At 71.4% G+C, this 26550-nt stretch carries 19 protein-coding genes and 1 pseudogene; 18 read left to right on the top strand and 2 right to left on the bottom strand.

Going from position 1 to position 26550, the window contains the following annotated elements; translation table 11 throughout:
* Positions 1-48: 48 nt before the first annotated feature.
* On the bottom strand, positions 49-1734 hold the full coding sequence (locus tag IPQ09_04795) for a serine/threonine protein kinase (GenBank protein ID MBL0193537.1): 1686 nt from the start codon (positions 1732-1734) through the stop codon (positions 49-51).
* 91 nt (positions 1735-1825) lie between these two features.
* Here IPQ09_04795 and IPQ09_04790 point away from each other — a divergent pair, with 91 nt between their 5' ends.
* From IPQ09_04790 to IPQ09_04720, 15 genes and pseudogenes are all read left to right on the top strand, one after another.
* Complete coding sequence (locus IPQ09_04790) at positions 1826-3190, top strand: DUF814 domain-containing protein (GenBank protein ID MBL0193536.1); 1365 nt, start codon at positions 1826-1828, stop codon at positions 3188-3190.
* Between the two features lie 57 nt (positions 3191-3247).
* Positions 3248-5815: a dynamin family protein gene (locus IPQ09_04785; GenBank protein ID MBL0193535.1), complete on the top strand. Its 2568-nt coding sequence runs from the start codon at positions 3248-3250 to the stop codon at positions 5813-5815.
* 93 nt (positions 5816-5908) lie between these two features.
* Positions 5909-6409, top strand: a complete 501-nt coding sequence (locus IPQ09_04780; protein ID MBL0193534.1) for a hypothetical protein — start codon at positions 5909-5911, stop codon at positions 6407-6409.
* A 4-nt stretch (positions 6410-6413) separates the two neighbouring features.
* Positions 6414-7190, top strand: a complete 777-nt coding sequence (locus IPQ09_04775; GenBank protein ID MBL0193533.1) for an ATP-binding cassette domain-containing protein — start codon at positions 6414-6416, stop codon at positions 7188-7190.
* Between the two features lie 215 nt (positions 7191-7405).
* A complete protein-coding gene (gene rpoN / locus IPQ09_04770) occupies positions 7406-8917 on the top strand; it encodes an RNA polymerase factor sigma-54 (GenBank protein ID MBL0193532.1) in 1512 nt (503 codons plus the stop codon).
* A 127-nt stretch (positions 8918-9044) separates the two neighbouring features.
* Entirely contained in the window at positions 9045-9383 is a 339-nt protein-coding gene (gene raiA / locus IPQ09_04765) for a ribosome-associated translation inhibitor RaiA (protein ID MBL0193531.1), read from the top strand.
* Between the two features lie 80 nt (positions 9384-9463).
* Positions 9464-9929, top strand: a pseudogene (locus tag IPQ09_04760) (PTS sugar transporter subunit IIA).
* A 16-nt stretch (positions 9930-9945) separates the two neighbouring features.
* Positions 9946-11088: an HPr(Ser) kinase/phosphatase gene (hprK, locus tag IPQ09_04755; GenBank protein ID MBL0193530.1), complete on the top strand. Its 1143-nt coding sequence runs from the start codon at positions 9946-9948 to the stop codon at positions 11086-11088.
* 270 nt (positions 11089-11358) lie between these two features.
* Positions 11359-12381 carry an RNase adapter RapZ gene (gene rapZ / locus IPQ09_04750; protein MBL0193529.1) on the top strand — a complete coding sequence of 341 codons (1023 nt, stop codon included), beginning with the start codon at positions 11359-11361 and terminating at the stop codon, positions 12379-12381.
* A gap of 9 nt (positions 12382-12390) precedes the next feature.
* Positions 12391-12678: an HPr family phosphocarrier protein gene (locus tag IPQ09_04745; protein ID MBL0193528.1), complete on the top strand. Its 288-nt coding sequence runs from the start codon at positions 12391-12393 to the stop codon at positions 12676-12678.
* Positions 12679-12682: 4 nt separating this feature from the next.
* Positions 12683-14509, top strand: coding sequence for a phosphoenolpyruvate--protein phosphotransferase (gene ptsP / locus IPQ09_04740; GenBank protein MBL0193527.1), 1827 nt, complete (start codon positions 12683-12685; stop codon positions 14507-14509).
* An 84-nt stretch (positions 14510-14593) separates the two neighbouring features.
* Positions 14594-17038 (top strand): 5'-nucleotidase C-terminal domain-containing protein, encoded by a 2445-nt coding sequence (locus tag IPQ09_04735; GenBank protein MBL0193526.1) that lies wholly within the window; start codon positions 14594-14596, stop codon positions 17036-17038.
* A complete protein-coding gene (locus IPQ09_04730; GenBank protein ID MBL0193525.1) occupies positions 17035-18657 on the top strand; it encodes a hypothetical protein in 1623 nt (540 codons plus the stop codon). Before IPQ09_04735 ends, IPQ09_04730 begins: the two co-directional genes overlap by 4 nt.
* A gap of 104 nt (positions 18658-18761) precedes the next feature.
* Positions 18762-20615: a hypothetical protein gene (locus IPQ09_04725; GenBank protein MBL0193524.1), complete on the top strand. Its 1854-nt coding sequence runs from the start codon at positions 18762-18764 to the stop codon at positions 20613-20615.
* A 2-nt stretch (positions 20616-20617) separates the two neighbouring features.
* Positions 20618-21655, top strand: a complete 1038-nt coding sequence (locus tag IPQ09_04720) for an MBL fold metallo-hydrolase (GenBank protein MBL0193523.1) — start codon at positions 20618-20620, stop codon at positions 21653-21655.
* Positions 21656-21680: 25 nt separating this feature from the next.
* Here IPQ09_04720 and IPQ09_04715 read toward each other — a convergent pair whose 3' ends face one another.
* Positions 21681-22433: a hypothetical protein gene (locus tag IPQ09_04715; GenBank protein ID MBL0193522.1), complete on the bottom strand. Its 753-nt coding sequence runs from the start codon at positions 22431-22433 to the stop codon at positions 21681-21683.
* Here IPQ09_04715 and IPQ09_04710 point away from each other — a divergent pair.
* The 3 genes from IPQ09_04710 (at position 22387) to pnp (ending at position 26496) form a co-directional block, all read left to right on the top strand.
* The gene (locus tag IPQ09_04710) at positions 22387-23058 is read left to right on the top strand and encodes a hypothetical protein (protein MBL0193521.1); all 672 of its coding nucleotides are present in this window, start codon (positions 22387-22389) and stop codon (positions 23056-23058) included. The genes IPQ09_04715 and IPQ09_04710 overlap by 47 nt on opposite strands.
* A 700-nt stretch (positions 23059-23758) precedes the next feature.
* Positions 23759-24028 (top strand): 30S ribosomal protein S15, encoded by a 270-nt coding sequence (gene rpsO / locus IPQ09_04705; protein MBL0193520.1) that lies wholly within the window; start codon positions 23759-23761, stop codon positions 24026-24028.
* A gap of 245 nt (positions 24029-24273) precedes the next feature.
* Positions 24274-26496: a polyribonucleotide nucleotidyltransferase gene (gene pnp, locus IPQ09_04700; GenBank protein ID MBL0193519.1), complete on the top strand. Its 2223-nt coding sequence runs from the start codon at positions 24274-24276 to the stop codon at positions 26494-26496.
* Positions 26497-26550 lie beyond the last annotated feature (54 nt).

Here is a 26550-nt window from a genome sequence, read left to right as displayed (position 1 = left end):
GCAGTGTACCCCCGCGAAGCGCGGGCGTCAGCCCGCGCTCCCCGAGCGTCAGCGCTCTTCGGCGGCGCGCGCGCCGTCGCCGAGGCCGCGTAGGGCGCGCGCGAGCCCTCGGGCGTCGGAGTACCGATCGTCGGGCGACCGCGCGAGGCAGGCGTCGAGCACGCTCCGCCAGTCGGCGGGCAGCGCGCTCCGATGGACGCCGCTCCCCGCGTGCCCGCTCAGGGCTCGCTCGCGAGGCTCGTCGGCGGACGAAGGCGCGCCCGGATGCGCCGGCAGCTCGCCCACCAGGCACTCGTGGAGCGTGGCGCCGAGGGCGTACAGATCGGCGCGCGCGTCGACCTCCTGACCGGCCTCTTGCTCGGGCGCCATGTAGCCGGGCGTGCCCATCGGCGTGCCCAGGTTCGTGATGCGCATCTCCTCCCACTCGACGCGCGCGATGCCGAAATCGAGGATCTTCACGACCTCCTCGCCGTCGTCTCCCTTGACCAGGAAGATGTTGTCCGGCTTCAGATCGCGGTGGATGACGCCCGCAGCGTGGATGGCCGCGAGCGCGTCGGCGAGCACCACGGCGAGCGGACGGAGCTCCTCGGGCGAGAGCCGGCCGCGCTCGCGCAACCTGTCCGCGAGCGACTGTCCGCGCAGGAGCTCCATCACGAGGTACGCGGAGCCGTCGGGGAGGTGCCCATGGTCGAGCGACTCCACGACGTTGGGGTGCCACGCCAAGCCGAGGGCCTCCGCCTCGCGACGGAGCCTGTCCGACGCGACGGTGTCGTGGGCCGCGGCGGCGCGCAGGAGCTTCACGGCGACGGGCCGATCGTCGGCCATGCGTAGGGCCTCGTAGATGACGCCCGTCGCGCCCGATCCCATGCTCGTCACGAGTCGGTACTGGCCGGCCACGATGGTCCCTACGAGGTCGCCGGCGGCGCTCCCCTCGCGAAGCTCCCGGAGCTCGAGGCTCCGCTCGAGGGCGGCGAGGCGGATCGACTGGGCGCGCGCCGCGATCTTGCGCCCGCGCTCGCGCGCGACGAGGTGCCCCGCGAGCGCCCCGACGATGCCGGCACCGAGCGCCGTCGCGGCGCCCGCGAGCGCCCCGAACGCGGCGCCCGCGGACACGCCGCCCACCGCGACCCCGCCGCACGCGCCGAGCGCCAGCGCCCGAGGCCCCGATACCGGGAGCGCCCACTCGACGACGTACTCGTCCGCGCCCTCACCCGCGGTGCGGGTCACCCGTCCCCGCGAATACCCGAACAAGCACGGTACGATAGAGAGCTCGGCCGCCCGCAGCGACGCGAGGTTCCCGTTCAGCTCGAGCCGCGGATCGTGGGCCAGGCGCGCGCGCCCACGCCAGCGCCCGGGGGCCACCTCGAGCGTCTCCCAGACGGTCGTGCGGCCGTACTCGCTCTCCGTGCCATCCAGCCGCGGGAACGCGGCCTCCGGCGTGGTGTGGCCGCGCAGGACGCGCGCCCAGAGGCCGAGGTTCTCCCGCGCGAGGAAGCCTGTCGCGGCCTCGTCGATCGCCTCGGAGCCGAACGCCTCCACGAAGGCGTCGAGTGACCGCGCGAGGGCCGTCAGCGGCAGGAGACGGGTCTCGTCCTCGAGCTCCTCCGGGCGTACGTGCGAGAGCGCGAGCCACTCCCCGGCCGCAGCGCGCCCCTTTCGGGCGCCGTAGCACGCGAAGAGCACCTTCAGCCGCGACGCGGTCGTCTTGCCTCGGGGAAATCCCCTCTTCTCCACGCGGACCCCTTTGCTCTCGTGGGTCGTGCGACGCGCGCGCGACCCCCATGAACCATAGCGAACGCTGCGTGCTGCGCGCTATACCCACGGAGTGGAGGCCCCGACAGGCAAGCCCGCGACGGGCGCGACCTTCGCGATGGTGCAAGAGGCCGATCTCTCCGAACGCCTCGCCCTCCTGAAGGTGCGGGTGCCGGGAGCGAGCTGGGTGGTCCTCGTGGCGGCCCTGCCGGGGCTCCAACGCGCGATCGTCGTCAGCCCGGAGGAGCGGCGCGCGGCGTTCGGAGGGCGCGTCCCCCCGGGCGTGCCCATGGAACGCGCGACGGCGCTGGTGGGCTCCAAGGTCGTCGGCCTGGGTGCGGGGCACGTCTCCCTCACGCTCGCCACGGGCGAGCCCGCGCGGCTCGCGGCCCGCGGAGGGCGCGTGACCCTGCGGCAGGGCGCGACGCCAGACGAGGGCGAGTCCTCCCTCGCGCACGCCTCGGAGGCCGAACGCCGGGCGTGGCGCGAGACGGCGGCCCAGGCGCTCGCGCAGATCGCGAGCCTCGGGACCGAAGAGCGGCGGACCGCCCTCTGCCGCGCCGTCGAACGCGCCGACGCGCGGCTCGCGCGCCGCGAGGCCGCGATCGAGGGCGATCTCGCGAAGATGGGGCGCACGCTGGCGCTCGCGGAGAAGGCGCCCTGGCTCGCCGCCGCCGCGCGCACCGCCCCGCGCGGCTCGACCTCGCTCTCGGTGACCGACTGGTCGAGCGGCGAGGCGGTGCCCCTCCATTTCGCGCTGGACCCCGCCCGCTCCGCCACCGACCAGCTCGAGGCGCTCTTTCGGAAGGCCAAGCGCCTCCGCGCCCGCGAGCAGGGCGCGCAGCTGGCCACGGCGCGCCTCGCCCAGACCCGCGCGGCACGCGCCGCCCTCGCGCAGGCGCGGCTGGAGCTCGCCTCGTGCACCGACGCCGCGAGCCTCGAGGCCGCCGCAAGCGCCGCCCGCGCCGCGGCTCCGCGGGACCTCAGCCTTCCGCCCCCCGGCGGGGGCCCCCGAGCGGCCGGCCCCAAGCGACGCCACGCGCGCGTGCCCTTTCGGACATTTGCATCCACTTCAGGCGCGAGACTCCTCGTGGGGCGGGACGGCGCCGACAACGACGCGCTCACGTTCCGCGTGGCCTCACCGCACGACCTCTGGCTGCACGCCAAGGAGCGCCGCGGCGCCCACGTCATCCTCCCGCAGCGACGGGGCGAGAACCTCCGCGAGGCCGACCTGCTCGACGCCGCGCACCTCGCGGCCCACTTCTCCGAGGCGCGAGGCGAGGCCGTCGTGGACGTGCAATACGCGGCGCGCAAGCACCTCCGGAAGCCGAAGGGCGCCGTCCCCGGGTTCGTGGTGGTGGACCGCGAGCGTGTACTGGTGCTCCGCGTCGAGCCCGCCCGGGTGGAGGCCCTCCTCGACGGCGAAGCGACCGAGTGACGACCGTCGACGCCCGCCAGCGTCGACCTCGCCCGCTCAGTGCCGTATCGTCGCCGCGTGAAGCTCGCCGAGACGATCGAACGCTGGATGGGACGGGTCGAGGTCGCGCTCGCGGGAGCCGAGGGGCACCTGAAGGAGGGGCAAGCCGCGCTCGCTGCGCAGGAGCCCATGCGCGCCAGGGCCCAGGCCCACGCGCTCCTCGCGAAGGTCCCGGGCTCCCCCATCGGCCTGGCGCTCCTCGCCGACGCCTGCGAGGCGGGCCACCTCGACGCCGAGCTCGCGCTCACTCTGGAGGAGCTGGCGAGTCGAGTCCCCTCGCGGGCCGACGTGTGGGTCCGGCTCGGCCGCGTGCGCGAAGACGTCGACGAGTCGGGCGAGGAGGCCCGCGAGGCCTACGTGCGCGCGCTCACGGTGGCCGAAGGCGGGAGCGACGCGAGACGCGAGGCCCTGCTCGCGCTCGCCGACCTCGACATCGAATTCGGGGACGGCGCGAGGGCCGAGCTTTGGCTCGAGCGCGTCGCCGACGACGCGTCGCCCGAGGTCGCGCTGCGGCGCGCCGAGGCGCGCCTCGCGCTGCGTGACGTCGAGGCCGCGCGCCGCTGGCTCGCGACCTTCGAGAGTCCGGCCACGGACGGCCGCGGGGCGCTCGTCCGCGGACGCGCGCTCGCGCTCGACGGCCAGGAGGAGGCGTTCCCGCAGCTCCTCCGCGCGCTCACGCTGGAGGCCCCCGGCGCGGCCGACGCGCTCGCCGAGGCCGTCTCGCAGCTCCCCTCCTCGGAGGAGACCCGCGCGCGCATTCGCGCGGTGCTCGCGAGCCAGCCGGCCGGCTCGCCCATCCGCTGGCGCGCAGCCTTCGCGCAAGCCGAAGGGCGCCGCGACGAGGCCCGCGAGGCGCTGCGCGAGGCGCTCGAGGGCGGCGACTTGGCCGCGGCCAGGCCGCTCCTCGACGCCGCGCTCGTCGACCGCGACTACGCCTCGCTCGAGGCCGCGCTCCGGGCCTCCCCGCCGGGCGCGACGGATCCGACCCTCGCGGACGCGAGGCGCCTCCCGTCGGCCGCGCGGGTCGCCGACGCCGACGCGACCGAGGCGCTCCTCGACGACCTCCGGCTCGTCGCGACGCCGCTCGTGCGGCCATGGGCCGCGCAGCTCCGCGAGGAGCTCATCGCCCGGTGGGTGCCGAACGCCACCAGCGACGCGGCCGGCCCTGCGGCCATGACCGACTGGCCGCGGCTCCTCGCGCGGCTCGACCGGCAGGCCCGCGATCTCCGCGATCTGCAAGCGACGACCCGCCTCGCGGAGCTGTCCATCGAGCGCTCGCGCCCGGTGCGGGTCGCGATCGTCGGCGAGTTCAACGCCGGCAAGAGCACCTTCATCAACGCCGTCATGGGCGCCGACGTGGCCCCGACGGGTGTGTTGCCCACCACCGCCACCCTGCACCACCTGCGCTACGCGCCCGACCCCCTCGCCAAGATCTTCTTCTTCTCGGGGGCCGGCGACGTCGAGACGCGCGACCGCATCCTTCCGGTCCCCGAGCTTCGGGCGACGCTGAAGGCGCTGGACGCCGCCGAGGTGCGCCGCGTCGAGATCCTCCTTCCGCTCTCGTCCCTCACGCAGGTCGAGATCCTGGACACCCCCGGCTTCAACGCGCCGGATCCCCGGCACGCCGCCGCCGCGCGCGAGGCGTTCGAGGAGGCCGACTTCGCGATCTGGCTGCTCGACGCCACCCAGCCCATGAAGAAGAGCGAGGAGGCCGTGCTCGCCGAGGCCCACGCGCTCGAGCTGCCCGTTCAAATATTAGTCAACAAATCCGATAGGTTGCAGCCGTCCGACCTCTCCAAAGTGATGACCATGGTGCGCACCTCGCTCGGCGCGGCGGGGCTGGCCTCGTGGCGCGAGCCGCTCGCGCTCTCGGCGCGGCAGGCGCTCGCCGGCCGCCTGGGCGACGAGGCGGCCCTCGCGGCGTCGGGGTGGCCCGCGGTGCAGGAGCTCCTCGACGCGACCATCCTCGGCAAGAGCGCGGTGCTGAAGGAGCGCGCCCTGCGCCACCGCGCCGCGCGGATCGTCCACCGTTTGGCGGCGAGCGCCCGCACGCTGTCCGCGGAGGAGGCGAGCCGCGAGGACGCCCGGCAGCGCGCGGCGCAGGCCTTCGCCCAGCGGGCGGCGAAGCTCGAGGGCGAGGCTGAAGAGACCGCCCAGCGCATCGCCGGAGCCCTCTCCCGGGACGCCCTCGCGTGGAAGCACGACCTCGAGGTCATCGTGACCGGCCGCGACGCAGACGCCCTCCGGACCGACGCGGTGCTTCTCCGCTACCACGTCGACCGCGCAACGTTCCACCTCGCGCCGACCCTCGCGCGGGTCCTGGCCCACCTCGGTCACGAGGGGGCGAGCGAGGCCGACATCGCGGCCGCCGCCCAGGCGGGCCTCCCCTCGGCCCGCGCGCTCGCGCGCACGTTCGCCGCCACCGGCGGCCGGGCCGACGCGCTGGCGCCGCTCGCGCGGAGCGCGGTCGCGACGCTCACCGAGCACCTGTTCGCCCTCGCCTCCCAGGCCCCCGCCGCCGGCGCCGGGTCCGGCCTCGTCGACGAGCTCGCGGCGCTCGCCGGTGCGCTCTCCGCGCGCGCCTGAGCCTCGCGCTGCGGGACGAGCCCCGGGGCACCGAGCGGCGCGTGCCCTCCACGACGCTCGACCGCGCCGCGCGGAGCCACTACGCTGAAGAACATGGCCCGGCAGAAGAAGGCGTGGCGTCTCGCCCTCGCGCTCGCCGCGGGCCTCCTCGCCGCGCCACTCGCCGCGCCACGCGAAGCCGGCGCCGATCCTGCTCTTCAAGGGTTCGCCGCGGGTGGCGACGTGCGCGTGGAGGCCGAGAACCTGGAGGTCGACGTGGGGGCGCAGACCGCGACCCTGCTGGGGAACGTGACCCTCGCCAAGGGCGATCTCACGGTGAAGTGCCCACGGATCGACCTCAAGTTCGACCACGCGCCCCACCTCAGCTGGGCGAAGGGATCGGGCGGCGTCTCGGCCGACGTTCGCGGGGTCCACGCCGAGGCCCCCGAGGTGGAGCTCGACCTGCGCAAGCAGCTCTTGGAGCTCCGCGGCGGGGTCAAGCTCTCGCGCGGTCAGGGCTTTCTGCAGGCGGAGAGCGCGACCATCCACATCGCCACCGGGAAGGTCACGGCGCACCAGGTGAAGGGGCAGATCCCGGTCCCCAAGGGGAACTGAGCCCGTGACGGCGGAGGCGCCGAGCGCGCCACGGCTCGCCGCCGAGGGCGTGGTCGTTGAGCGGGGCGGCAAGCGCATCGTCCGGGGCGTCTCGCTCGCGTGCGAGGCCGGGACGGTCACCGGCCTGCTCGGGCCCTCCGGGGCAGGCAAGTCGACGTTCTTCCAGGTGCTCGTGGGCGAGGAGCCCGACCACGGCGGCCGGGTAAAGCTGGACGGCGTCGACGTCACGGGAGAGCCCCTCTTCCGACGCGCGCGCAGGGGCCTGGGCTACATGCCGCAGGGCCCGAGCGTCCTCTGGGACCTCACGGTCGGCGAGAACGTCGACACGTTCCTCGCGGTCGCGCGCGCGGGTCGCGCCGGGCCCGACCTCGCGGGCCGCGCACGAGCGCTCGTCTCACGCGTGGACCTGGAGGCGCAGCTCGATACGCGGGCGGGTCAGCTCTCCGGCGGCGAGCGTCGGCGGCTCGAGCTCGCGCGGGTGTTGGCAGGCGAACCGCGGGTGATCGTGTGCGATGAGCCGTTCGCGGGCGTCGACCCAGCGCAGGCCGCCCGGTTGGGGGACCTGCTGGCCGCGCTCGCCGACGCGGGGGTGGCCGTCCTCCTCGCCGACCACCACGTCGAGGAGGCCCTCCGGATCTGCACCCGCGCCGCGCTGTTGCTCGACGGCGCCCTCGTGACGCTGGGCACGCCCGCGGAGTTCCGCGAGCACGCGACGGTGCGCGGGCGCTATCTCGGCACGCTCAGCGCTTCGCCGGCCTCCGAGAGCCCATCTTCAGGATAACCTACGCTAGTTTTCCAATAGTTATCGGCGCCTCGCGCGCCGCGCCCCGCCCCGCCCCCACCGGCCTCCACACGTCACTCCTCGCGAGGCTGGCGGCGCCGCGCCCCTCGCACGCGAGCGGGGTTCGCGCTGGCACGAAAATCGCTGTCGCGCCTCGTCTCGCCTGTTACTCTTCCCTCGGGGCTGTTTTTTTAGGCACCGAAGGAACACGCGCGATGGAGATCAAGCAGCAGCTTCGGCTGAGCCAGCAGCTCGTCATGACGCCCCAGCTCCAGCAGGCGATCCGCCTCCTGCAGCTCTCGCGCCTCGAGCTCATCGACGAGATCCGCAAGGAGCTCGACGGCAACCCCGTCCTCGCCGACGACGACATCGACCCGCGCGCCCGAAGCCGGGAGGCCCAGCGTGACTCCGGCACCGGGAACGCCGACGGCGAGCGACTGGTCGACCGCATGGAAGAGCGGGTCCGCGCGGCATCGAGCGAGACCAAAGCGGAAGAGAAGCGCGTCCAGGACATCGACTGGGAGCAGTTCCTGGAGAACCGCAACCTCCAGCAGGCCCTCCCCTCGAACCGCGGCGCGTTCGACGAGCTGCCGCCGATCGAGCAGAACCTCACCAAGCAGACCTCTCTGGTCGACCACCTCCGCTGGCAGCTCCAGGTGAGCGACTTCACGGAGGCCGAGCGTCGCTTCGCCGAGCTCGTGCTAGGAAACCTCGACGACAACGGCTTCCTCGACCTCAAGGGCATCGATCGACCCCAGGGCCGCACCCCCGACCTCACGATCGAGGAGCTGGCCCACGAAGTAGGCCTCGATCCGGAGGACGCTCCCGAGGTGCTCCGCATGATGCAAGAGTGGGATCCGGTCGGCGTCTGCTCGAGGGACCTGCAGGAGTGCCTGCGCGTCCAGGCCGAAATGTACGGGTGCGACGACCTCGAGCTCACGATCATCGAGCACCACATCCACAACCTCGAGAAGCACAACTACCAGGCGATCGCGCGCGATCTGAAGGTGCCCGTCGAGGAGGTCTACGAGGCGGTCAAGGAGATCCAGAAGCTCGAGAGCCGGCCCGCGCGCAACTTCTCCGAGCTCGACGACCGCAGCATCGCCATCACGCCGGACGTCTACATCGTGAAAGACGGCGACGGAAAGTGGGTGGTGACGGACAACGACCGGGGCGTGCAGCGGCTGTACATCAACGAGAACCTCACGAAGCAGCTCCTGAAAGACCCCAACGCCAAGGAGTTCATCGGCGAGAAGCTCCGGAACGCGCAGTGGCTCATCCGCGCCATCGAGCAGCGCCGAAAGACCATCATCCGCGTCACCGAGTGCATCGTGGAGAAGCAGCGCGACTTCTTCGAGAAGGGCGTCGCGTTTCTCAAGCCCATGATCTTGCGCGACATCGCCGAGACCGTCGGGATGCACGAGTCGACCATCAGCCGCGTCACGACGAACAAGTACGTCCACACGTCGCAGGGCCTCTTCGAGCTGAAGTACTTCTTCAACTCGTCGATCCGCCGCGTCGCCGACGAGGACATCGCCTCCGAGAGCGTGAAGCAGGCGATCAAGAAGATCATCGACGACGAGGACAAGTCGAGCCCGCTCTCGGATCAGGCGATCGTGGAGCTTCTCACGAGCTCGGAGGGGATCCAGATCGCGCGCCGCACGGTGGCGAAGTACCGCGAAATGCTCGGGATCCTCGCCTCCAGCAAGCGGAAGAAGCATTTTTGATCGCCGGGCCGTTTTTCGCCGCACTTCCGTCAAAAGCCTCTATGATTTTTCGTAGGCCGAGCCCTGAGCTCGCGCGCTCGCAGACAGCGGGGCCGGCTTTCGGCCCGCGGCCAGGAGGTTTTCGCGCATGAACATTGCGATCACGTTCCGTCAAATGGAGACGACCGAGGCGGTGAAGAGCTACGCGACCGAGAAGGTCGCGAAGATCCAGAAGTTTCTTCGGCAGCCGATGAAGGCCCAGGTCACGTTGAGCGTCCAGAAGACGCTCCACTTCGCCGAGGTCGAGGTGCACTCCGGGAGCGAGCACTTCCACGCGCACGAGCAGAGCGAGGACATGTACGCGTCCATCGATCGCGTCATCGACAAGCTCGAGCGCCAGGTCCGCGAGACCAAGAGCGCGGAGCGGAGCAGCCGGAAGGGCGCCGACCGCGCCTCGCAGCACTTGCTGCCCGACGTCGAGGACTGAGCCCACTCGGCGAGCGCGGTGCCGGCCTCGTGGGGGCGGCGCGTCCGGCACCCCTCGCCCCCGACGAATCAAGAACGCTCATGCGCCTTTCCGAAATGCTCGCCCCCGACCGCATCGCCTTCGCTGGCACGGCGCTGGAGAAGCGTGACGCGTTGGGCACGCTGGCGCGGCTCCTGGCCACGGGCTGCTCGGTGCCCGAGGAGAGCCTCCGCCACGCGCTCGGTGAGCGCGAGGACCTCCAATCCACCGGGATCGGCGAGGGTGTCGCGATCCCGCACGCCGCGGTCGCCGAGCTCGAGCACCCCCGTCGCGGCGCTGTTGCTCGTCCCCGGCGGACTCGACTTCGGCGCCATCGACGACGCCAAGGTGCACCATCTCTTCGCGGTCGTCGGACCCAAGCGCGAAGTGGGGGAGCACCTCCGCACCCTCGCCCGCATCTCCAAGCTCCTCCGCAGCGCCGACTTTCGCGCCCGCCTCCTCCGCTCGCTGGAGCCCGCGGCGGCCTTCGAGCTCGTGACCCACGAGGAGCAGGAGCGCGCGGGGTGAGCGCGCCCCGACGCCCATGAGCGCCCGCGGCGAGGTGTCCGAGGCGCCGCCGCCCCTGCGCGACGTCAGCGTGGCCGACGCGCTCTCCGACGGACGGCTCGGTCTCCCCGCGACGCTCCACGCGGGCGCCTCGGGGCTCGGCCGGCCCATCCAGCACCCCCGCGTGCAGAAGAACGGGCTCGCGCTGGCAGGCCACTTCCGAGGCCTCGTCCCCACGCGTGTCCAGGTGCTCGGCGAGACCGAGCTTTCGTACCTCGAGGCGCTGAGCCCCGCGGAGCGCGCGGCGTCGTGCCGAGCGTTCTTCGGGCTCGGCCTGTCGGTGGTCGTCGTCACCCGCGGAGTAACCCCCGCGAAGCCCCTCGTCGCCGCGGCGGAGGCGAGCGGCACGCCGCTGTTCGTGGTCCACGCGGCGACGAGCCGCACGATCAACGCGCTGCACGCGAGCCTCGACGAGCTGCTCGCGCCTTCGACCCAGCTCCACGGCGTGCTCGTCGACGTCTTCGGCGTGGGCCTCTTGCTGCTCGGCAAGAGCGGCATCGGCAAGAGCGAGTGCGCCCTGGAGCTCGTGCTCCGTGGCCACCGCCTCGTGGCCGACGATGTCGTCCGCTGCGACTGGCGGCCCCCTGGCACGGTCTTCGGCGCGGCCGACGAGGTCCTCCGGCACCACGTCGAGGTGCGCGGGCTCGGGATCCTCAACGTGAAGGACATGTTCGGGGTCACCGCGGTGCGCGCGCGAAAGCGCATCGACGTCGTGGTTCGGCTCGAGGAGTGGAGCGAGCAGCGCGACTACGACCGCCTCGGCGTCGACGACGCGCACCACGAGATCCTCGCGACGCCCATCCGTCTGCTCACGGTCCCCGTGCGCCCAGGCCGCGAGATGGGTACAATTCTCGAGATGGCTGCGCGCGACGAGCTTCTGCGGAGGGCCGGGACCTTCAGCGCCCGCACGTTCCTCGAGCGGCTCAACGCCGCCAGGGAGCGCGCGCCCTCGCACGTCGCCGCGGGCCACCCCGACGGCGAGTCGATCGCTCCCCCGAGGGTGGACGCGCTCCCCAGCGTTCCTGCGCGACGGTTCGCGCCGGAAGGACCGACCCCCGAGACCGCCGAGAGCAGCGTCTTCCTCCCAGACGCGGATCTGCTCGGCAAGGACGAGGAATGAACCGGAACGTGAGCCCCGAAGGGGCGAACCCAGGTCGAAGGCGGGCACGACCCGAAGGCGAGGTCTCGCCTTGAACCGGAACGTGAGCCCCGAAGGGGCGAACCCAGGTCGAAGGCGGGCGCGAGCCGAAGGCGAGGTCTCGCCTTGAACCGGAACTGGGCCCCCGGGGCCCGGGCACCGAAGGCGAGGTCTCGCCTTGAACCGGAACGTGAGCCCCGAAGGGGCGAACCCAGGTCGAAGGCGGGCGCGAGCCGAAGGCGAGGTCTCGCCTTGAACGTCCCGGCCAAGCCGCTCGTCGTCGTCGTCACCGGGCTCTCCGGTGCCGGCCGAACCACCGTGCTCCGCGCGCTGGAGGACCTGGGCTTCTTCTGCATCGACAACTTGCCTACCGCGCTCGCGACCGAGGCCGTCGCGCTCTGCGAGCGGGGCGGCGTGAGACGCGTCGCCCTCGGCATCGACGTCCGCGTGCGCGCCTTCATGGGCGACGTGGCCGACACGTTCAGCCAGCTCGAGGCGGCTGGTGAGCGCGATCTCCAGGTGCTGTTCCTGGACGCGTCCGACGAGACGCTGGTGCGCCGCTACTCCGAGTCACGACGGCCGCACACGCTCGCGCAGGACGGCGACGCGGGGGTGCACGGGGTCGTCGAGGGGGTGGCCGTCGAGCGTGAGCGCCTCGCTCCCCTCCGCGCCCGCGCCTCGCGGGTGATCGACACCACCCGCCTCAGCGTGCACGACCTCCGCCGCCTCGTCGTCACGCACTACGGTCCCGAGACCACAGCGGCGCGCATGGTCACGCGCGTCGTCTCGTTCGGCTTCAAATACGGGCCCCCCGTCGACGCGGATCTGGTGTTCGACGTTCGCTTCCTCGAAAATCCGTATTTCGTGCCCGACCTGAAGTCCCAGCCGGGCACGAGCGCCGCCGTCCGCGACTTCGTGCTCGCGCAGCCCGAGGCGCACGAGCTTCTCGGCAAGTTATTGGATTTACTTAAGTATGTGATCCCTAAGTACGAGCGCGAGGGCAAGAGCTACCTCACCGTCGGCTTCGGCTGCACCGGCGGGCGCCACCGCTCCGTCGTGCTCGCCGAGGAGCTCGGGCGCGCCCTCGGCGCGGGGGTTCGGGTCATGCACCGCGACGTGCTCCGCGGCCTTGGGCCAGCGCGCGTGGACAGCGCCGTCTTCGAGGCTCCCACCGCGGGAAGCCCCCGCGACGACGTTGACGAAGCGCTGGCCGCTCCGGGCCAGCCTCCCGGCCGCGCCGCCACGTACGCGCGCGCCGCCGAGGAGAAGGAGTAGCGAGACCTCATGAACGACTCCGCGCAGGCGCACACCGGCACCTTCACCATCGTCAACGATCTGGGCCTCCACGCGAGAGCGGCGACGAAGCTCGTCCAGCTCGCGTCGCGCTTTCCGTGCGACGTCTCCGTCACCCACGCCGGCCAGACCGCCAACGCGAAGAGCGTGATGGGGGTGCTCCTGCTCTGCGGCTCCAAAGGGACGAGGGTCGACGTGCGCGCCACGGGCGACCGCGCCGACGAGTGCGTCGCGGCGATAGGCCAGCTCATCGCCGACCGCTTCGGCGAGGCGAGCTAGCGGCGTGACGGTCTCCGAGCCGCCGCCGTCGGACGCACCCCCACCTGCGTCCGTAGACGAGCTCCCGAGCGAGCGAGCGGTGCTCGAGGGCGTCTCGGGCTCCTCCGGCGTCGCCGTGGGGAGGGCCCTCGTCATCACCGGGCACCACCCGCCGTTCGTGCGTCGCACGATCGATCCTAGCGAGCGCGAGCGCGAGGTGACTCGCGTCAGGAACGCGGCGTCCCAGGCGCAGCGGGAGATCCGCGGTGTCGCCGCAGGGCTGCCGTCCTCCTCGGGGACGGCGACCACGGTGCTCGACGCCTACTTCCTGATGCTCGCCGACCCCCTGCTCCACGACCTCGTCGAGGCGAAGATTCGGCGCGAGCTCAAGTGCGCGGAGTGGGCCGTGAGCGAGGCGCGGCACGACCTCGCGCAGCTGTTCGAGGGCGCCGGCTCCGACGGCGCGGACGCCTACATCGCGGAGCGACGCCACGACGTCCGCTTCGTGTGCGATCGCCTGCTGCGCACGCTCATTGGCGACGCGGCGGCGCCGCTCGGCCTCGCCGAGCCGATGGTGATCGTGGCGCGCGATCTCTCGCCGGCGGACACGGCGGGGATGGTCCGTGAGCCGGTGCTCGGCTTCGTCACCGAGATCGGCTCGCGCACGAGCCACACCTCGCTCATGGCGCGCGCGCTCGACATCCCGAGCGTCGTCGGCGTGCAAGACGCACTCAAAGCCATCCGCTCCGGCGACCGGGTGATCGTGTGCGGCGTGACCGGAACGGTGACCGTGCACCCGACCGCGGAGGACGAGGCCCTCGCCGGCGCCCGCCAGCTCCGCCACCGCGCCCGCGCGGAGCGGCTGCTCGGGCGGCAGGCGGGGCCAGCCGCGACCGCCTGCGGAGTGCGCGTCGTGCTGAGCGCGAACATCGAGCTCACCGCCGAATCGGAGCTGGCGCGCCGCAACGGCGCCGAGAGCGTGGGGCTCTACCGCACCGAGTTTCACTACATCGATCGCCTCGACCTGCCCGGCGAGGACGAGCAGTTCGAGTCGTACCGCAGCGTCGTGTCCGCGTTCGAGGGGGCGTCGGTCACCCTGCGCACGTTCGACGTGGGTGGGGACAAGTTCGCCTCGTCGTTCCAATTGCCCCCCGAGATGAACCCGGCGCTGGGCCTCCGCGCGATCCGGCTCGCCCTCGCGACGCCCGCGGTGTTCCTCGTGCAGCTCCGCGCGATGGTGCGCGCGTCCGCCCACGGTCGCGTCCGGGTCATGATCCCCATGGTCTCCACCCTCACCGAGCTTCGGGGTGCGCGCGCGCTGCTCCGGCAGGCCGAGGCCGAGGTGCGGGCGACCCACGGAGTGTCCGTGCCTCCGCTCCCGCTCGGCGCGATGATCGAGGTGCCGTCGGCCGCCGTGATGGCCGACATCCTCGCGCGCGAGGCCGACTTCTTCAGCGTCGGGACCAACGATCTCGTGCAGTACTCCCTCGCGATCGACCGCACGAGCCGCACCCTCGCCCACCTCGCCTCACCGCTCGACCCGGCGATCGTCCGTCTGCTCTCGGGCGTCGTGGCGGCGGCCGGCGGTCGACCGATCCCCGTGTCCGTTTGCGGCGCCATGGCCTCGGACCCCGCCCAGGCGTGCCTGCTCGTGGGGCTTGGGGTCCGGGAGCTGTCGATGGAGAGCGCCGCCATCCCCGAGGTTCGCGAGGCCCTCTCGCGCTTTCGCCTGGCAGAGCTCGAAGCCATCGCGGGAGAGGCGCTCCGCGCGTCGACCACCTCCGACGTAGCCCATGCGCTCGCGCAGGGCCTCGGCGGCCGCCTCGACGACCTCGGGGCAGGCGGGTCGTAGGCCGGGCCGCCTCGCTGGCGCTCGAAGAGCGTCGGGCGATCTTTCGTGCGAAATTCGCTTTTCTTTTCTAGTGTGCGAGCACGCATGGGCCGCATCCGTCGCTTCCTCTCGTCGCTCGCTCCTCGTCGCGCGTTCCCCCAGGTCGTCGTCGCCGCGGGTCTCACCGCGGCCCTGGCGGGCTCGCCTGGATGTGGTGGCGACGGTCCCACACAGTCGAGCCCCTGTGGACCGGGCGAGAGCAAGAGCTGCCAGGTCAACCTCACGTTGATCCACACGTCCGACATCCACTCGCGGCTGCTCCCCTTCGAGCAGGTCATCACCCAAATCGACGCGGACCTCGGCCTCGGCACGCTCGGATCGGTCGCCAACGTCGGCGGCGTGGGGCGCCTCGCCTACGTCATCGGGCGAGAGCGCGCACGGAGCGAGCGCGTGCTCCACCTCGACTCGGGCGACTGCTTCCAGGGCGCGCCGATCTTCAACTTTTACTCGGGTGAGCCAGAGGTCCGATCGCTCTCCGCCATGGGCATCGACGCGGCGGTCGTCGGAAACCACGAGTTCGACCTCGGCGCCCTCAACGCGGCGAGGCAGTTCCAGGCGTGGTCCACGTTCAGCGTGCTCGCGGCGAACTACAAGTTCGAGACGCCCGAGACGCCGAACAGCGGGTTCATGGGCTCGGTCACCCGCCCGTTCAGCATTTTCAACCAGGGCGGCCTCAAGATCGCCGTCATCGGCATGGCGAACCTGTCGAGCCTCTCGTCGGTGTTCGACCAGCCGAACCGCCTCGGCATCACCCCGCTCAACACCGCGGAGGTGGCGCAGTTCTACGTCGACCTCCTCCGCCCGAGCGTCGACGTGATCGTCATGCTCACGCACCTCGGGCTCGACGTCGACCAGCGCATGGTGCGTAACACGACGGGCATCGACGTGGTGCTCGGCGGGCACAACCACGTCGTCATCAACCCGCCTCAGCAGATTTCCGACTGCTCCTCCGATCCCACGCAGCCAGGCTTCGTGTGGACGCCCGACCCGAAGCAAGATCCGTCGCCGGGCAACCCCCCGAAAGACGACGCCGATCCCGCGCTGAAGGGCCCGCTCGGCGACTACGACCCTGACTTCCACCCCTACCAGACCAAGCGCGTCTGCCGCCCGCGGCGCGTGATCATCGCGCACTCGGGCGCGTTCGCGAAGTACGTGGGTCGCCTCGACCTCGTCCTCTCGAACGACCCCGCGGCGGTGAGCCCCACGGGCAACCCCGACGACTACGACAAGGTCAACGGGTACGAGCTCCTGTCGAACCGCTACCAGGCGTTCCCGATCGACGACTCGGTCCCCGACGACCCCATCGTCGCCGACATGCTCCAGCCCTACCGTCGCGGGCTCGACACGGCCGCAGATCTCGACATCCTCGTCGGCTACAGCCCCGAGGGCTCGCGCAGAGTCTCAGGCAACGGCGGCGACGCGCCGCTCGGCAACCTCGTCGCGACGGGCATGTGGCTCCGGCTGGGCGTGCAAACCGACTTCGCGCTCACCAACACCACCGGCGTTCGCGCCGACATCACGCCCGGTCCCATCACGATCGAGCAGATGTACAACGTGTTTCCGTTCGACAACTCGATCTCGAAGATGCAGCTCTCGGGCATCGAGGTCCAAGAGATGTTCGACTTCACCGCGCGTCGCGCCGCCTCGCGTGGTTGCTCGACCCAGGCCCAAATCGCGGGCGCGCGCATTCGCCTGAACTGCGCCGGGTGCCAGACCGCGACCTCGGTGACCTGCGCGAACGACGACGACTGCCTCTCGGTGCGCGGCGAGTGCGACCTGACGCAGAAGAAGTGCGTCGTGGGCGCGTGCGCCCAGGAGATCTACATCGGTCACATCCGCGACGGAAACTCCTACAAGCGCTGCCGAACCGACGACGAGTGCAAGGCGGCCGACGGCGTGGTCCACCCGGGCCAGTGCGACCGGAGCGGTGGCGGCGCCGAGGGCCTGTGCCTCGCCCGCATCACGCCCACCAACCGCTACGAGCTCGCCACGAGCACCTACCTCGCCCAGGGCGGCTCGGGCTTCCGCGTGCTGCAGCGCAACACGACGCAGATCGACACCAAGATCCAACAGCGTGACGCCCTCACCGACTTCCTACGCGGCGGCAAGCCGTGCGGCTGGAAGGCGTCGAACGGCGGCGACGGCCTCCAGGTCTGCGCCACCGACGCGGAGTGCGAGCCCAACTTCGTGTGCGCCTGCCCCGCCACGGCGGAAGAGACCGGCAGCTCGGACGCGGACGCCTTCTGCCGCTCGCGCAAGGGCGCCTCGTGCATCTCCGGGGCGGGCCGGTGCGTGCGAAACGACTGCCGCAGCCGCGTCGCGGAGTTTCACCAGCGCTCCTGCGCGGACGCGCGGGCCCAGGACCGCGAGCAGTGCAGGACCAAGCTCAACGCGTGCGCCCTCGCGGGCGAGGAGTGCAAGATCTTGTCGTGTGTTGACGCGAAGCTCGGGAGCTACTCCGACGGTCGCGTGGAGATGATCGGACGATGAGACTCAACGCTCGACTCGCTCGACTCGCTCGACTCGCTCGACTCCCGCGCGCGGCGGCCGCGCCTCTCCGCTCGCCTCGCCCCTCGCTCGCGAGCCTGGGCGCGATCGCGTGCCTCGCGCTCGGCGCGATCGACTGTTCCTCCGGCTTTGGCACGCTGAACACAAAAGCACGCGTCAAGGTGGAGCTGGCCCCGTCGACGAACGCCGGAGAGCGCTTCAAGCCACTCCCGCTCAGCTTCGACGGCCCGGTGCCCTTCGTGGTGAACGTCGCCGCGCTGCGCGCCGACGGGGCGGTCGACACGAGCTTCAACGGCTGGATGCGCCTCAACGCGAAGCCCGGCAACGTGCAGTCGCTCTCGGGCGCGGGCGTGAGCGGGCGGAGCGTGAAGCTCGAGAACGGCGTGGCGTCGAACATCACCGTCCTCCTCGAGAACGCGTACGGCGAGTCGTACATCCTCGCCCAAGACGCGGGCTACGAGCCGGCCGATCCAGTGCGCGACCCGCCGCCCAAGTGCGCCGACGGCCTCGACAACGACGGCGATGGGCTCATCGACTTCCCCGCCGATCCGGGCTGCGCGTTCGCGAACGACGACACCGAGGAGTCGGGCACCTACGCCGAGGGCGCGAGCCCCACACTCTATTTCGCACTGCCCCGTATCGCGGACGTGCGCGGCGTCAACACGGGTGGTGGGACGACCGCCTACCCGAAGCAGCCCATCCGACTCGACACCGGCTTCCACGAGCGGCCGGACGGCACCCAGGTGTTCGACTTCGACACCGTGGTCACCCGCATCGCGGCCAACGGCTTCTACACGAGCGACGTGAGCGACGGCCGCGGCTTCAACAGCGTGTTCTCGTTCAACTTCAACCCCCCGCCACGCATGCGCGTGTGCGACCGCATTCGGTCACACGGCGGCACCGCGACCGAGTTCTTCGGGTTCACGCAGGTGAGCTTCCCCACGTGGACGCTGGAGGAGTGGAACCCCAAGCTGCGGCCCTGCGGCGTCCCCGAGCCGAGGCTGCTCGAGCCGGGCGACGTGGTCGACTCCACGGGCGCGGTCCAAATCGCGAACCTGCTGAAGCTCTCCGGCTCGCTTGTGCGCGCCAGCTCCGAGGGGCGCCTCGAGGTGCGCATCACGAAGCTGCTCGGCCCGGGTCACCCCAAGCCCAACCCGGCCATCAAGGACAACCCGAGCCTCCCGAAATTCCTCCTCACCGAAGACGCCACCAACTGCGATCTCAACGAGGACGGGAAGATAAGCTTCGCGACCGACGATCCCGAGGGCGCCTGCTCGGACACGTGCACGAAGAACAGCGAGTGCACCGAGTTCTCGAACTTCCAGGGCCGCAGCTCGTTCCGGCTGGTGTTCACCGACGGCATTCGGGTCGCGAACATCCAGGCGAACGGCAGCACGGACTCGGCCTTTCACCCGGACGAGCTCCGCGGAAAGAAGATCCGCGCCTTCACGGGCACGCTCACTTACTTCTCCGGCGGCTCGCAGTTCACCATCGAGGCTCGCTGCGGCGACGACATCGTCGTCGACGTCGCGAAGGCCCCGCTCCCCTCGGACAAGGCGTGCGTCTTTCCGCGCACGTTCGCCGAGGAGAGTCCCCAGTGAGCCGCCCTCTCCCTGGACGCCACGCCGCCCAAGCCGCGCTCCCCTCCCCCGGCTCGCGCCGCACCTCTCGCTCCACCTCACGGTCCCTCACGGAGTCTCCCTCGATGCGCTCGCTTCGCCTCTTCTCCACTCTCGTCCTCGTGCCGGCCTGCCTCGCCTTCGTGCTCACCCCCGGCGACGCCGCCGCGCAGGCGGCGGGGACCGCGACCGCGGCCACGGACGGCGACAAGCCGAAGGCCGACCCAGCGGCGGGCGACGCCAAGCCCGCAGACAAGCCCGCAGACAAGCCCGCAGACGCCAAAGACGGGACCTCGGGAGACCCCAAGCCCGCCGACGCCAAGGACGCGACCTCGGGAGACCCCAAGCCCGGCGAGGCCAAGCCCGCGGAGACTCGGGTCCCCGAGATCGCCGGGACGGCGGGCGCGCGCGCGGCGGGGACGCCCTCGGTGAGCCCCAGCGGCAACTTCATGGATACGCGTCTGACGTGGACGTTCGGCGATGACGACTTCCTGCACAAGACAGGCGAGCTCATCCCGCTCTCTCCAACGTTCAACGTCGGCGAGCGCTCCCAGTACCGCCTCTTCTTCGACAACCTGAACTCGCGCTTCACGGGCCGCGAGAACCTCACGCACCTCGTGATGTACAAGAAGATGCCCGCGTTCATCGACAAGCTCACCACCGAGGCCTCCCTCGTGTTGCGCTTCGATCTGGGGGCGCTCTCGTCGCGCACGGGCTCGCTGAACTCCGCCCTGTACGACAGCGGCTCGTACCTGCGCATGTTCTATCAGACCGGCAAGACCGACAAAGAGGGCATCAGCGCGGTCTTCTTCCCGCTCGACACCGACCGCGTTCGACTCGGCTACCTGTACGACATTTCGTGGGGTGGCACGGCGGTCGCGATCAACCAGTCGATCTTCCCCAAGCTGCAGGGGGCTGCGCCTGGCCTCAAGGTGCAGTACGACCGCGACGGCTTCTACGCGTTCCTCGGCTTCAAGACGGGCACGATCGTCCAGCCGCAGCAGGTGCTGCGCCCCGGCGGCGAGAGCGACGTGGAGACGGTGCGCGTCGGCGAGACCAACTACGGCTTCCTTGGCGGCGCGGGCCTCGACTTCACGAAGAACTTCCGTATGGACGCGGGCGCCGGCTACTTCCAACAAGGGCGCTTCGACCTGGAAGACGTGCGCGGCCGCCCCGCGTACACCTACGGCGCGTCGAGCCGCCTCGTGGTTCACGACAACATGCCGGTCCCTCGCTCGGTCGACTTCCTCCTCTACAAGAACGACCCGAACAAGGCGATGGTGCTGTTCGCGCCTGAGAAATACCAGGCCGGCGAGCTCGCCTGGAGCGTCAGCGCCGAGGGCTCTGCGCTGGGACAGCGCGTGAAGGACTTCGACCAGGCCGGGGCGCTGAAGGATCAATACGCGGTCGCCGGGGCGCTCCAGGGCGTGCTCAAGGCGGGCTACTTGCGACTCAGCGCGACTGGCATTTACCGCAATCTGAACTTCGTCGTGCGCAACGTGCCGGGCTTCATTCCTTTCGTGTCGTTGCCCAAGGAGTCCCAGTCGGACCCCGAGCTATTCGGCGCGGTCACGGCCGACTACCACTTCCCCGGGCTGCACCTCACGCCCGGCGTCGGCGGTGGTCTCCAGCTCCCCGCCACCTTCCGCGCCGAGTTCAGCGACGGCGGCGTACAGGCCTCGCGAACCATCGTGCTCCGGCAGCAGGGCGACGAGTCGATTCTGCCCTACAACAAGGACCGCACGCCCGTCATGCAGGCGCGCGCGAGCCTCCGCTGGGACGCCTCGGAGATCATGGCCGTCATTCTCTGGGCGCAGTACGTGCGCGACAACAACGGCACCCTGATCGTGCGTGATCCGAGCGAGGGCACTGCCTCTCTCCGCGTGTTCCAGAGCCCCGACCGCCTCGGCATCGGCACGGCGATCCAGGCCCGCTTCTGAGCGTGAGCGGCGGCCCGCGGCCTGCGGCGCTCGCGCTGCTCGTCGTCGCGGCGCTGGCGGCGTGCGGACGCCCGGAGCCCGCGGCTCCGGGGGTCCCCGTGCCCGTGGTGACCGCGCCGACGGCGTCGGTCCCTTCGGCCCCCCCCGCCCCCCCTGGCGAGGGCGCGCTCGAGCCGGGTGGCCACGTGCGCATCACGTTCCTCGACGTTGGTCAGGGCGACGGCGCGCTCGTCACGACCGACGACGGCGCGTCTCTCCTCATCGATCTCGGCCCACGCGAGGCGGCCCCTCGCATCGACGAGCAGCTCGCGCGGCTCGGTGGCGCCGTCGGCGCCGTGCTCGTCACGCACGCCCACGCCGACCACCTGGGGCAGCTCGACAGCCTCGCGCGCACCGCACGGATCGGAGCCCTCTGGGACCCCGGGTTCGCCGAGCACCCCGTCGCAGCCTACGACCGCGCGCTCCGCGTCCTCAGCTCGCGCGGCGTGCCCCACGTGATCGCGCGGCGTGGGATGCACCTGCGCCTGGGCCGGCACGCCGACGTGGAGATCCTCGGCCCCCGCGAGCCGCTGCTCCACAACACGCGGAGCGACCCCAACGCCAACAGCGTGGTCGTTCGGCTCTCCCACGCCAGCGCGGGCGGCGATGCCGGCACGCGCCACGTGCTCTTCACCGGCGACGCCGAGCACCCCACCGAGACGCGGCTGCTCGAGGCCCCCGAGGCGCTCGCGGCCGACGTCCTCAAGGTCGCCCACCACGGCTCCAAGCACGCCTCGAGCGCGGCGTTCTTGCGCGCGGTGCACCCGAGCGTCGCCGTGGTGTCGTGCGGACGGGCGAACGACTACGGACACCCCCACGCGGCCACCCTGGGCCGCCTCGCGCTCGCGGGGACGGAGCTGCACCGCACGGATCTCGAGGGCGACATCACGGTCGACAGCGAGGGCGGGCGGCTGTCGACCCTCCCGTCGCGGCCCGCGACGCGCGAGGCCCTCGCCACGCCGGGACGCTCGGCCCGCGCGACCGCGCTGGACGCCCCCTGACGAGCCTGCCAACTGCCCGCAGCAGCTAGAGAAAAGGGCGCGGCGGCCCCGCGATGGTCGCCTTGGTGTCGGCCGCGGCGCTCGCCGCAAGGCGCCGAGCGACGAACCCGAACGCGCCGAAGGCGCAGCCGAGCGCGGCGAGGATGTCCCACGCGCCCGAGAAAGCGATGGGGGCGTCGTTCAGCACCGCGATCGCGAGCCACCGCGCGAGCCCGAGGGCGAGCACGAGCCCGAGCAGCGACACCACCACCGCCGCCCGGAGGTCCTGCGCCAGGTCGGAGAGCCGGCGCTCGTTGTCCCACGCGCGCTCGCGCACGCTCTGCCCCACGATGGCGCCTGCGACGATGGTGAGGCCGAGCGCGAAGATGTGCAGGAAGAGCAGCGAGCCCACGCCGTCGAACGCGCCCTCGCCGAAGACGACCCGCGCGACGCCGAGCAGGAGCAGGGCCAGCGTGCCGTAGCCGAGCACGAGCATGGCCGCGCCGTAGCCGATGACGGTGGGCCGCAGCGCACGCGGCGCCGGGGCGCCCCCGCCGAGCGCCTGCGCGGCGAGCTCGAACGAGGTGCCACCACCGCCGGTGGCCGGCGCACCGAGCGCGCGGGCTGGCAACGCGAGTGGCGGCGGAGCACTCGCGCGCTGGCCGTCGAGCGAGTCGAACGGCGCGAGCGCGGCGTCGAGCTCCGCCATGCTGCGGAATCGCTCCTCCCTGTTCTTGGCGAGGCACACGCGGATGACCTCGTCGAGGCCGGGCGGCACCATCGGGTTGGCGTGCCGCACGGGGGAGCTCCTCGGTGAGGAGCATGATGAGCGTCCGTGTGGGGTCGTCGGCGTCGAACGGGCGGAGCCCCGTGAGCAGGTTGTAGAGGACGGCGCCGACCGCGTAGATGTCAGCGCGCTCGTCGACCACCTCGGCGCGCGCCTGCTCGGGCGACATGAAGCTCGGCGTGCCCAGGATGACTCCCGCCTGCGTCAGGTTGATGTCGTGGTCCTTGACCCGACTCACGCCGAAGTCGATCACCTTCACCCGGGGCACGCCCTGCTCGCCGGCCTGCTGCCGGAGGAGGAAGACGTTCTCGGGCTTCATGTCGCGGTGCACGACGCCCTTTGCGTGGGCGGCCGCGAGCCCCCGACAGACCTGCCGAGCGATCCCCACGGCGAACGGGACGCCGAGCCGGCCCACCTTCTCGACGAACGCCCCGAGCTCTTCGCCGTCGAGAAACTCCGCGACGAGGTAGGGCGCGCCCTCGCGCGTGCGGTGCACGTCGATGACCTGAACGACGTTCGGGTGGGAGATGCTGCTGGCGCTCTCGGCCTCGCGCTGGAAGCGCGCCACGACCTCGGCGTTCTGGGCGAACTCGGGCAGCAGCACCTTCACCGCGAAACGCTGCTCGCCGAGGCGTAGGTGCCGCGCCTCGTACACCTTCCCCATGCCGCCCTCCCCGATGAGGCGCACGACGCGGAAGGTCTGGTTGAGCACCTGTCCGATGAGCGGGTCGACCGCCTCGGGGAGCGGCCGGTCGGCGAGCAGCGGGAGCGAGTCGAAGGGACACAGGAAGAGCTCGGCCGCGAATCTCCGACCGCACGACGAGCAGAACTTGGGCAGGTCGAGCTCGATCGGCGCGGGCTCGGCCACCGGAGGCGGCGGGGGCGCGCTCGCTCGGGGCGAGGGCGCGCGGAACGCCGTGACCTCCTCGGTCCCACCAAAATCAACGGCGGCGCCCGGCACGAGCGGGATGGTCCCCCGGATGTCGTTGAACGCGGCGCCCGATGGGCTCGGGCCACGGCGCGGCGGAGCGGGCATGACCTATGACGCTACCATTCGCGCCGACACCGCGTCCCGTTTTGCGGGAAGTTTCCGCTCTCGCCGCGCAGAAGCTTCACGCGGTACGCGAGGGGCGACCATGTGCGGGTATGTGCGACGACAACAATCGACGCCCCGGTCGCGGGGCGCGCGAGGGGACGATTGACCTGAAGACGACTTTGCCTATACTGCGCGCGTTTCGTCCTGCCCCTGCCTTCGAGGGGCGTGGCGCCCAAGCGCCCATGGCGCGTCGACCAGGTGCGGTCCCGACTGAGCCTGGCCATTTCCAAGAGAGCCCTTCATGCCGCTTCATTCCGAGAAGACGATCGAGCTGGTCGAGAAATTTCGTACCCACGAGAACGACACCGGCTCCCCCGAGGTCCAGATTGCGCTCCTCAGCGAGCGTATCGGATACCTCACCGAGCACTTCAAGACCCACGCCAAGGACCACCACTCGCGGCGCGGTCTGCTGAAGCTCGTCTCGAAGAGGCGCCGGCTCCTCAGCTACCTCAAGAAGACCAGCCTCGAGCGCTATCGCAAGACGGTCTCGGCGCTGAACCTCCGCAAGTAACCACGCCACGAGGCGGGACGGCCCTAGGCCCTCCCGCCTCGGTCGTTTTCGCCTCCGTTCACTTCACGTCTTCACCTCCGCACCTCCGGGAGCCCGTCGCAGCCTTCTGCTCTTCGATTCCTGCCTCCGACTCCGTCTAGCGCCTGGCGCGCGACGCTGGGTCGGGGGCACGAACCGAGGACCAAGGGCGCCACGTCGCCGCCCGGCGCTTCGCCCCCGCGCGTGGGGGCACTCAGGTCCATCCCATGTCTTTCGTACGCGAATCCATCCTCGTCAACGGCAAGCCGATGACGTTCGAGACCGGCCGGCTCGCGAAGCAGGCGCACGGCTCCATCCTCATCACCTACGGCGAGAGCGTCGTGCTCGTCACCGCGGTGTGCGGCGACGAGCGCCCCGGCCTCGACTTCTTCCCCCTCACCTGCGAGTACGTCGAGAAGACCTTCGCGGCCGGCAAGATCCCGGGCGGCTTCTTCAAGCGCGAGGCGCGCCAGCGCGACGACGAGATCCTCGTCGCGCGCATCATCGACCGCCCCTGCCGTCCGCTCTTCCCCGAGGGGTTCAAGAAGGACACGCAGATCATCGCGACCGTTCTGTCGGCCGACAAGGTCAACCCGACCGACGTGCTCGCGCTCACCGCGGCGAGCGCCGCGCTCCACATCTCCGACATCCCTTGGGACGGCCCGCTGGTCGGCGTCCGCGTCTCCCGCGTGGACGGTGAGCTCATCGCCTACCCCACGTTCGAGCAGCAGGCCGCGTCCGACCTCGACATGGTCGTCGCGTGCAGCAAGTCCGCGATCGTCATGGTCGAGGGCGGCGCCGCCGAGGCGAGCGAGAAGGACGTCATCGACGCGCTCATGTTCGCCCACGAGCAGGGCCAGCCGATCCTCGCCCTCATCGAGAAGCTCCGCGCCGCCGTCGGCAAGCCCAAGCGCGTCTTCGTGGCCCCCAAGCTCCCCGACGCGATCGCGGCGCGCATCCCCGCCCTCGTGGACGGCGCCATCCTCGAGTCTTCGCTCATTCGCGACAAGAAGGCGCGTTACGACGGCTACAAGGCCGCGAAAGACCGCATGATCGCGACCCTCACCGCGGAGCTGGGCGCCGACTACGCGGCGAACGAGAAGCTCATCAAGGCCGAGTTCGACGAGCGCAAGTACGTCGTCGTCCGCGAGTACGTCCTCGGGCAAAACAAGCGCATCGACGGCCGCGACATGGCCACGATGCGCCCCATCATGACCGAGGTCGGCCTCCTCCCGCGCGTGCACGGCTCGGCGCTGTTCCAGCGCGGCGAGACGCAGGCGATCGTCACCGCGACGCTCGGCACGTCGACCGACGAGCAGAAGATCGACGGGCTGACCGGCGAGCGATGGAAGCGCTTCCTGCTCCACTACAACTTCCCCCCTTTCTCGACCGGCGAGACCAAGCCGCTGCGCGGCCCCGGGCGCCGCGAGGTCGGCCACGGCGCCCTCGCGGAGCGGGCGCTGCTCCGCCAGATCCCCGAGTCGTCGACGTTCCCGTACACCATCCGCATCGTCTCCGAGACCCTCGAGTCGAACGGCTCGTCGTCGATGGCGGCCGTGTGCGGCGGTTCGATGTCGCTCATGGACGCGGGTGTGCCCCTGAAGGCGCCGGTCGCCGGCATCGCCATGGGGCTCATCACCGACGGCAACCGCACGGCCATCCTCAGCGACATCCTGGGCGACGAGGACCACCTCGGCGACATGGACTTCAAGGTGTGCGGCACCTCGAAGGGCGTCACGGCCATCCAGATGGACATCAAGGTCGCCGGTCTCTCGCGCGACATCCTGACCCGCGCGCTGAGCCAGGCCCGCGAGGGGCGCCTCCACATCCTCGGCAAGATGCTCGAGACCCTGAGCCAGCCGCGCGAGGACCTGTCCAAGTGGGCGCCGCGCATCACCACGCTCAAGGTGAAGCCCGACCAGATCCGCCTCGTCATCGGCCCGGGCGGCAAGACCATCAAGGGCATCATCGACCAGACCGGCGTCGCGATCGACGTCGAGGACGACGGCACCGTGAACATCGCCTCGAGCGATCCGGAAGCGGTCAGGCGCGCGCTCGACATCATCAAGGGCCTCACCGCGGAGCCCGAGGTCGGTGCAATCTACAAGGGAACGGTCACGCGCGTCGCCGACTTCGGCGCGTTCATCGAGGTGCTCCCGGGCACCGACGGCCTCCTGCACGTGTCCGAGATGGCCCACACTCGCGTCGAGAACGTCACCGACGTGATGAAGGAAGGCGACGTCGTCGAGGTCAAGGTCATCGAGGTCGGCCGCGACGGCAAGATCCGCCTCTCGCGGCGCGAGCTGCTCCCCCTGCCCGAGGGCGAGGAGGGCGAGCGCGCTCGTGAGCGCATGGCGTCGTCCCGCGAGGCCGGTCCGCCGCGCGATCGCGGGCCCCGGCGCGACGGTCCGCCGCGTGGCGGCGGTCGCGGCGGCCCCCGCGGGCGCTGAAGTGAGACGCGCGCGGCGAGCACCTCAGGGCGCTCGCCGTTTCGCTTTTCGTCG

The organism is Myxococcales bacterium (assembly GCA_016720545.1).
Classification (GTDB): Bacteria; Myxococcota_A; Polyangia; order Polyangiales; family Polyangiaceae; genus JAAFHV01.
The sequence above is the reverse complement of the archived record's forward strand: the minus strand, read 5'-3'. Positions and strand labels throughout refer to the sequence as shown.

Bases quoted from the DNA above. Each gene is read 5' to 3' on its own strand.
- IPQ09_04780 (MBL0193534.1), top strand. From the start codon at position 5,909: ATGGCCCGGCAGAAGAAGGCGTGGCGTCTCGCCCTCGCGCTCGCCGCG.
- rpoN (MBL0193532.1), top strand. From the start codon at position 7,406: ATGGAGATCAAGCAGCAGCTTCGGCTGAGCCAGCAGCTCGTCATGACG.
- raiA (MBL0193531.1), top strand. From the start codon at position 9,045: ATGAACATTGCGATCACGTTCCGTCAAATGGAGACGACCGAGGCGGTG.
- hprK (MBL0193530.1), top strand. From the start codon at position 9,946: ATGAGCGCCCGCGGCGAGGTGTCCGAGGCGCCGCCGCCCCTGCGCGAC.
- IPQ09_04745 (MBL0193528.1), top strand. From the start codon at position 12,391: ATGAACGACTCCGCGCAGGCGCACACCGGCACCTTCACCATCGTCAAC.
- IPQ09_04735 (MBL0193526.1), top strand. From the start codon at position 14,594: ATGGGCCGCATCCGTCGCTTCCTCTCGTCGCTCGCTCCTCGTCGCGCG.
- IPQ09_04730 (MBL0193525.1), top strand. From the start codon at position 17,035: ATGAGACTCAACGCTCGACTCGCTCGACTCGCTCGACTCGCTCGACTC.
- IPQ09_04725 (MBL0193524.1), top strand. From the start codon at position 18,762: ATGCGCTCGCTTCGCCTCTTCTCCACTCTCGTCCTCGTGCCGGCCTGC.
- IPQ09_04710 (MBL0193521.1), top strand. From the start codon at position 22,387: ATGACCTCGTCGAGGCCGGGCGGCACCATCGGGTTGGCGTGCCGCACG.
- rpsO (MBL0193520.1), top strand. From the start codon at position 23,759: ATGCCGCTTCATTCCGAGAAGACGATCGAGCTGGTCGAGAAATTTCGT.
- pnp (MBL0193519.1), top strand. From the start codon at position 24,274: ATGTCTTTCGTACGCGAATCCATCCTCGTCAACGGCAAGCCGATGACG.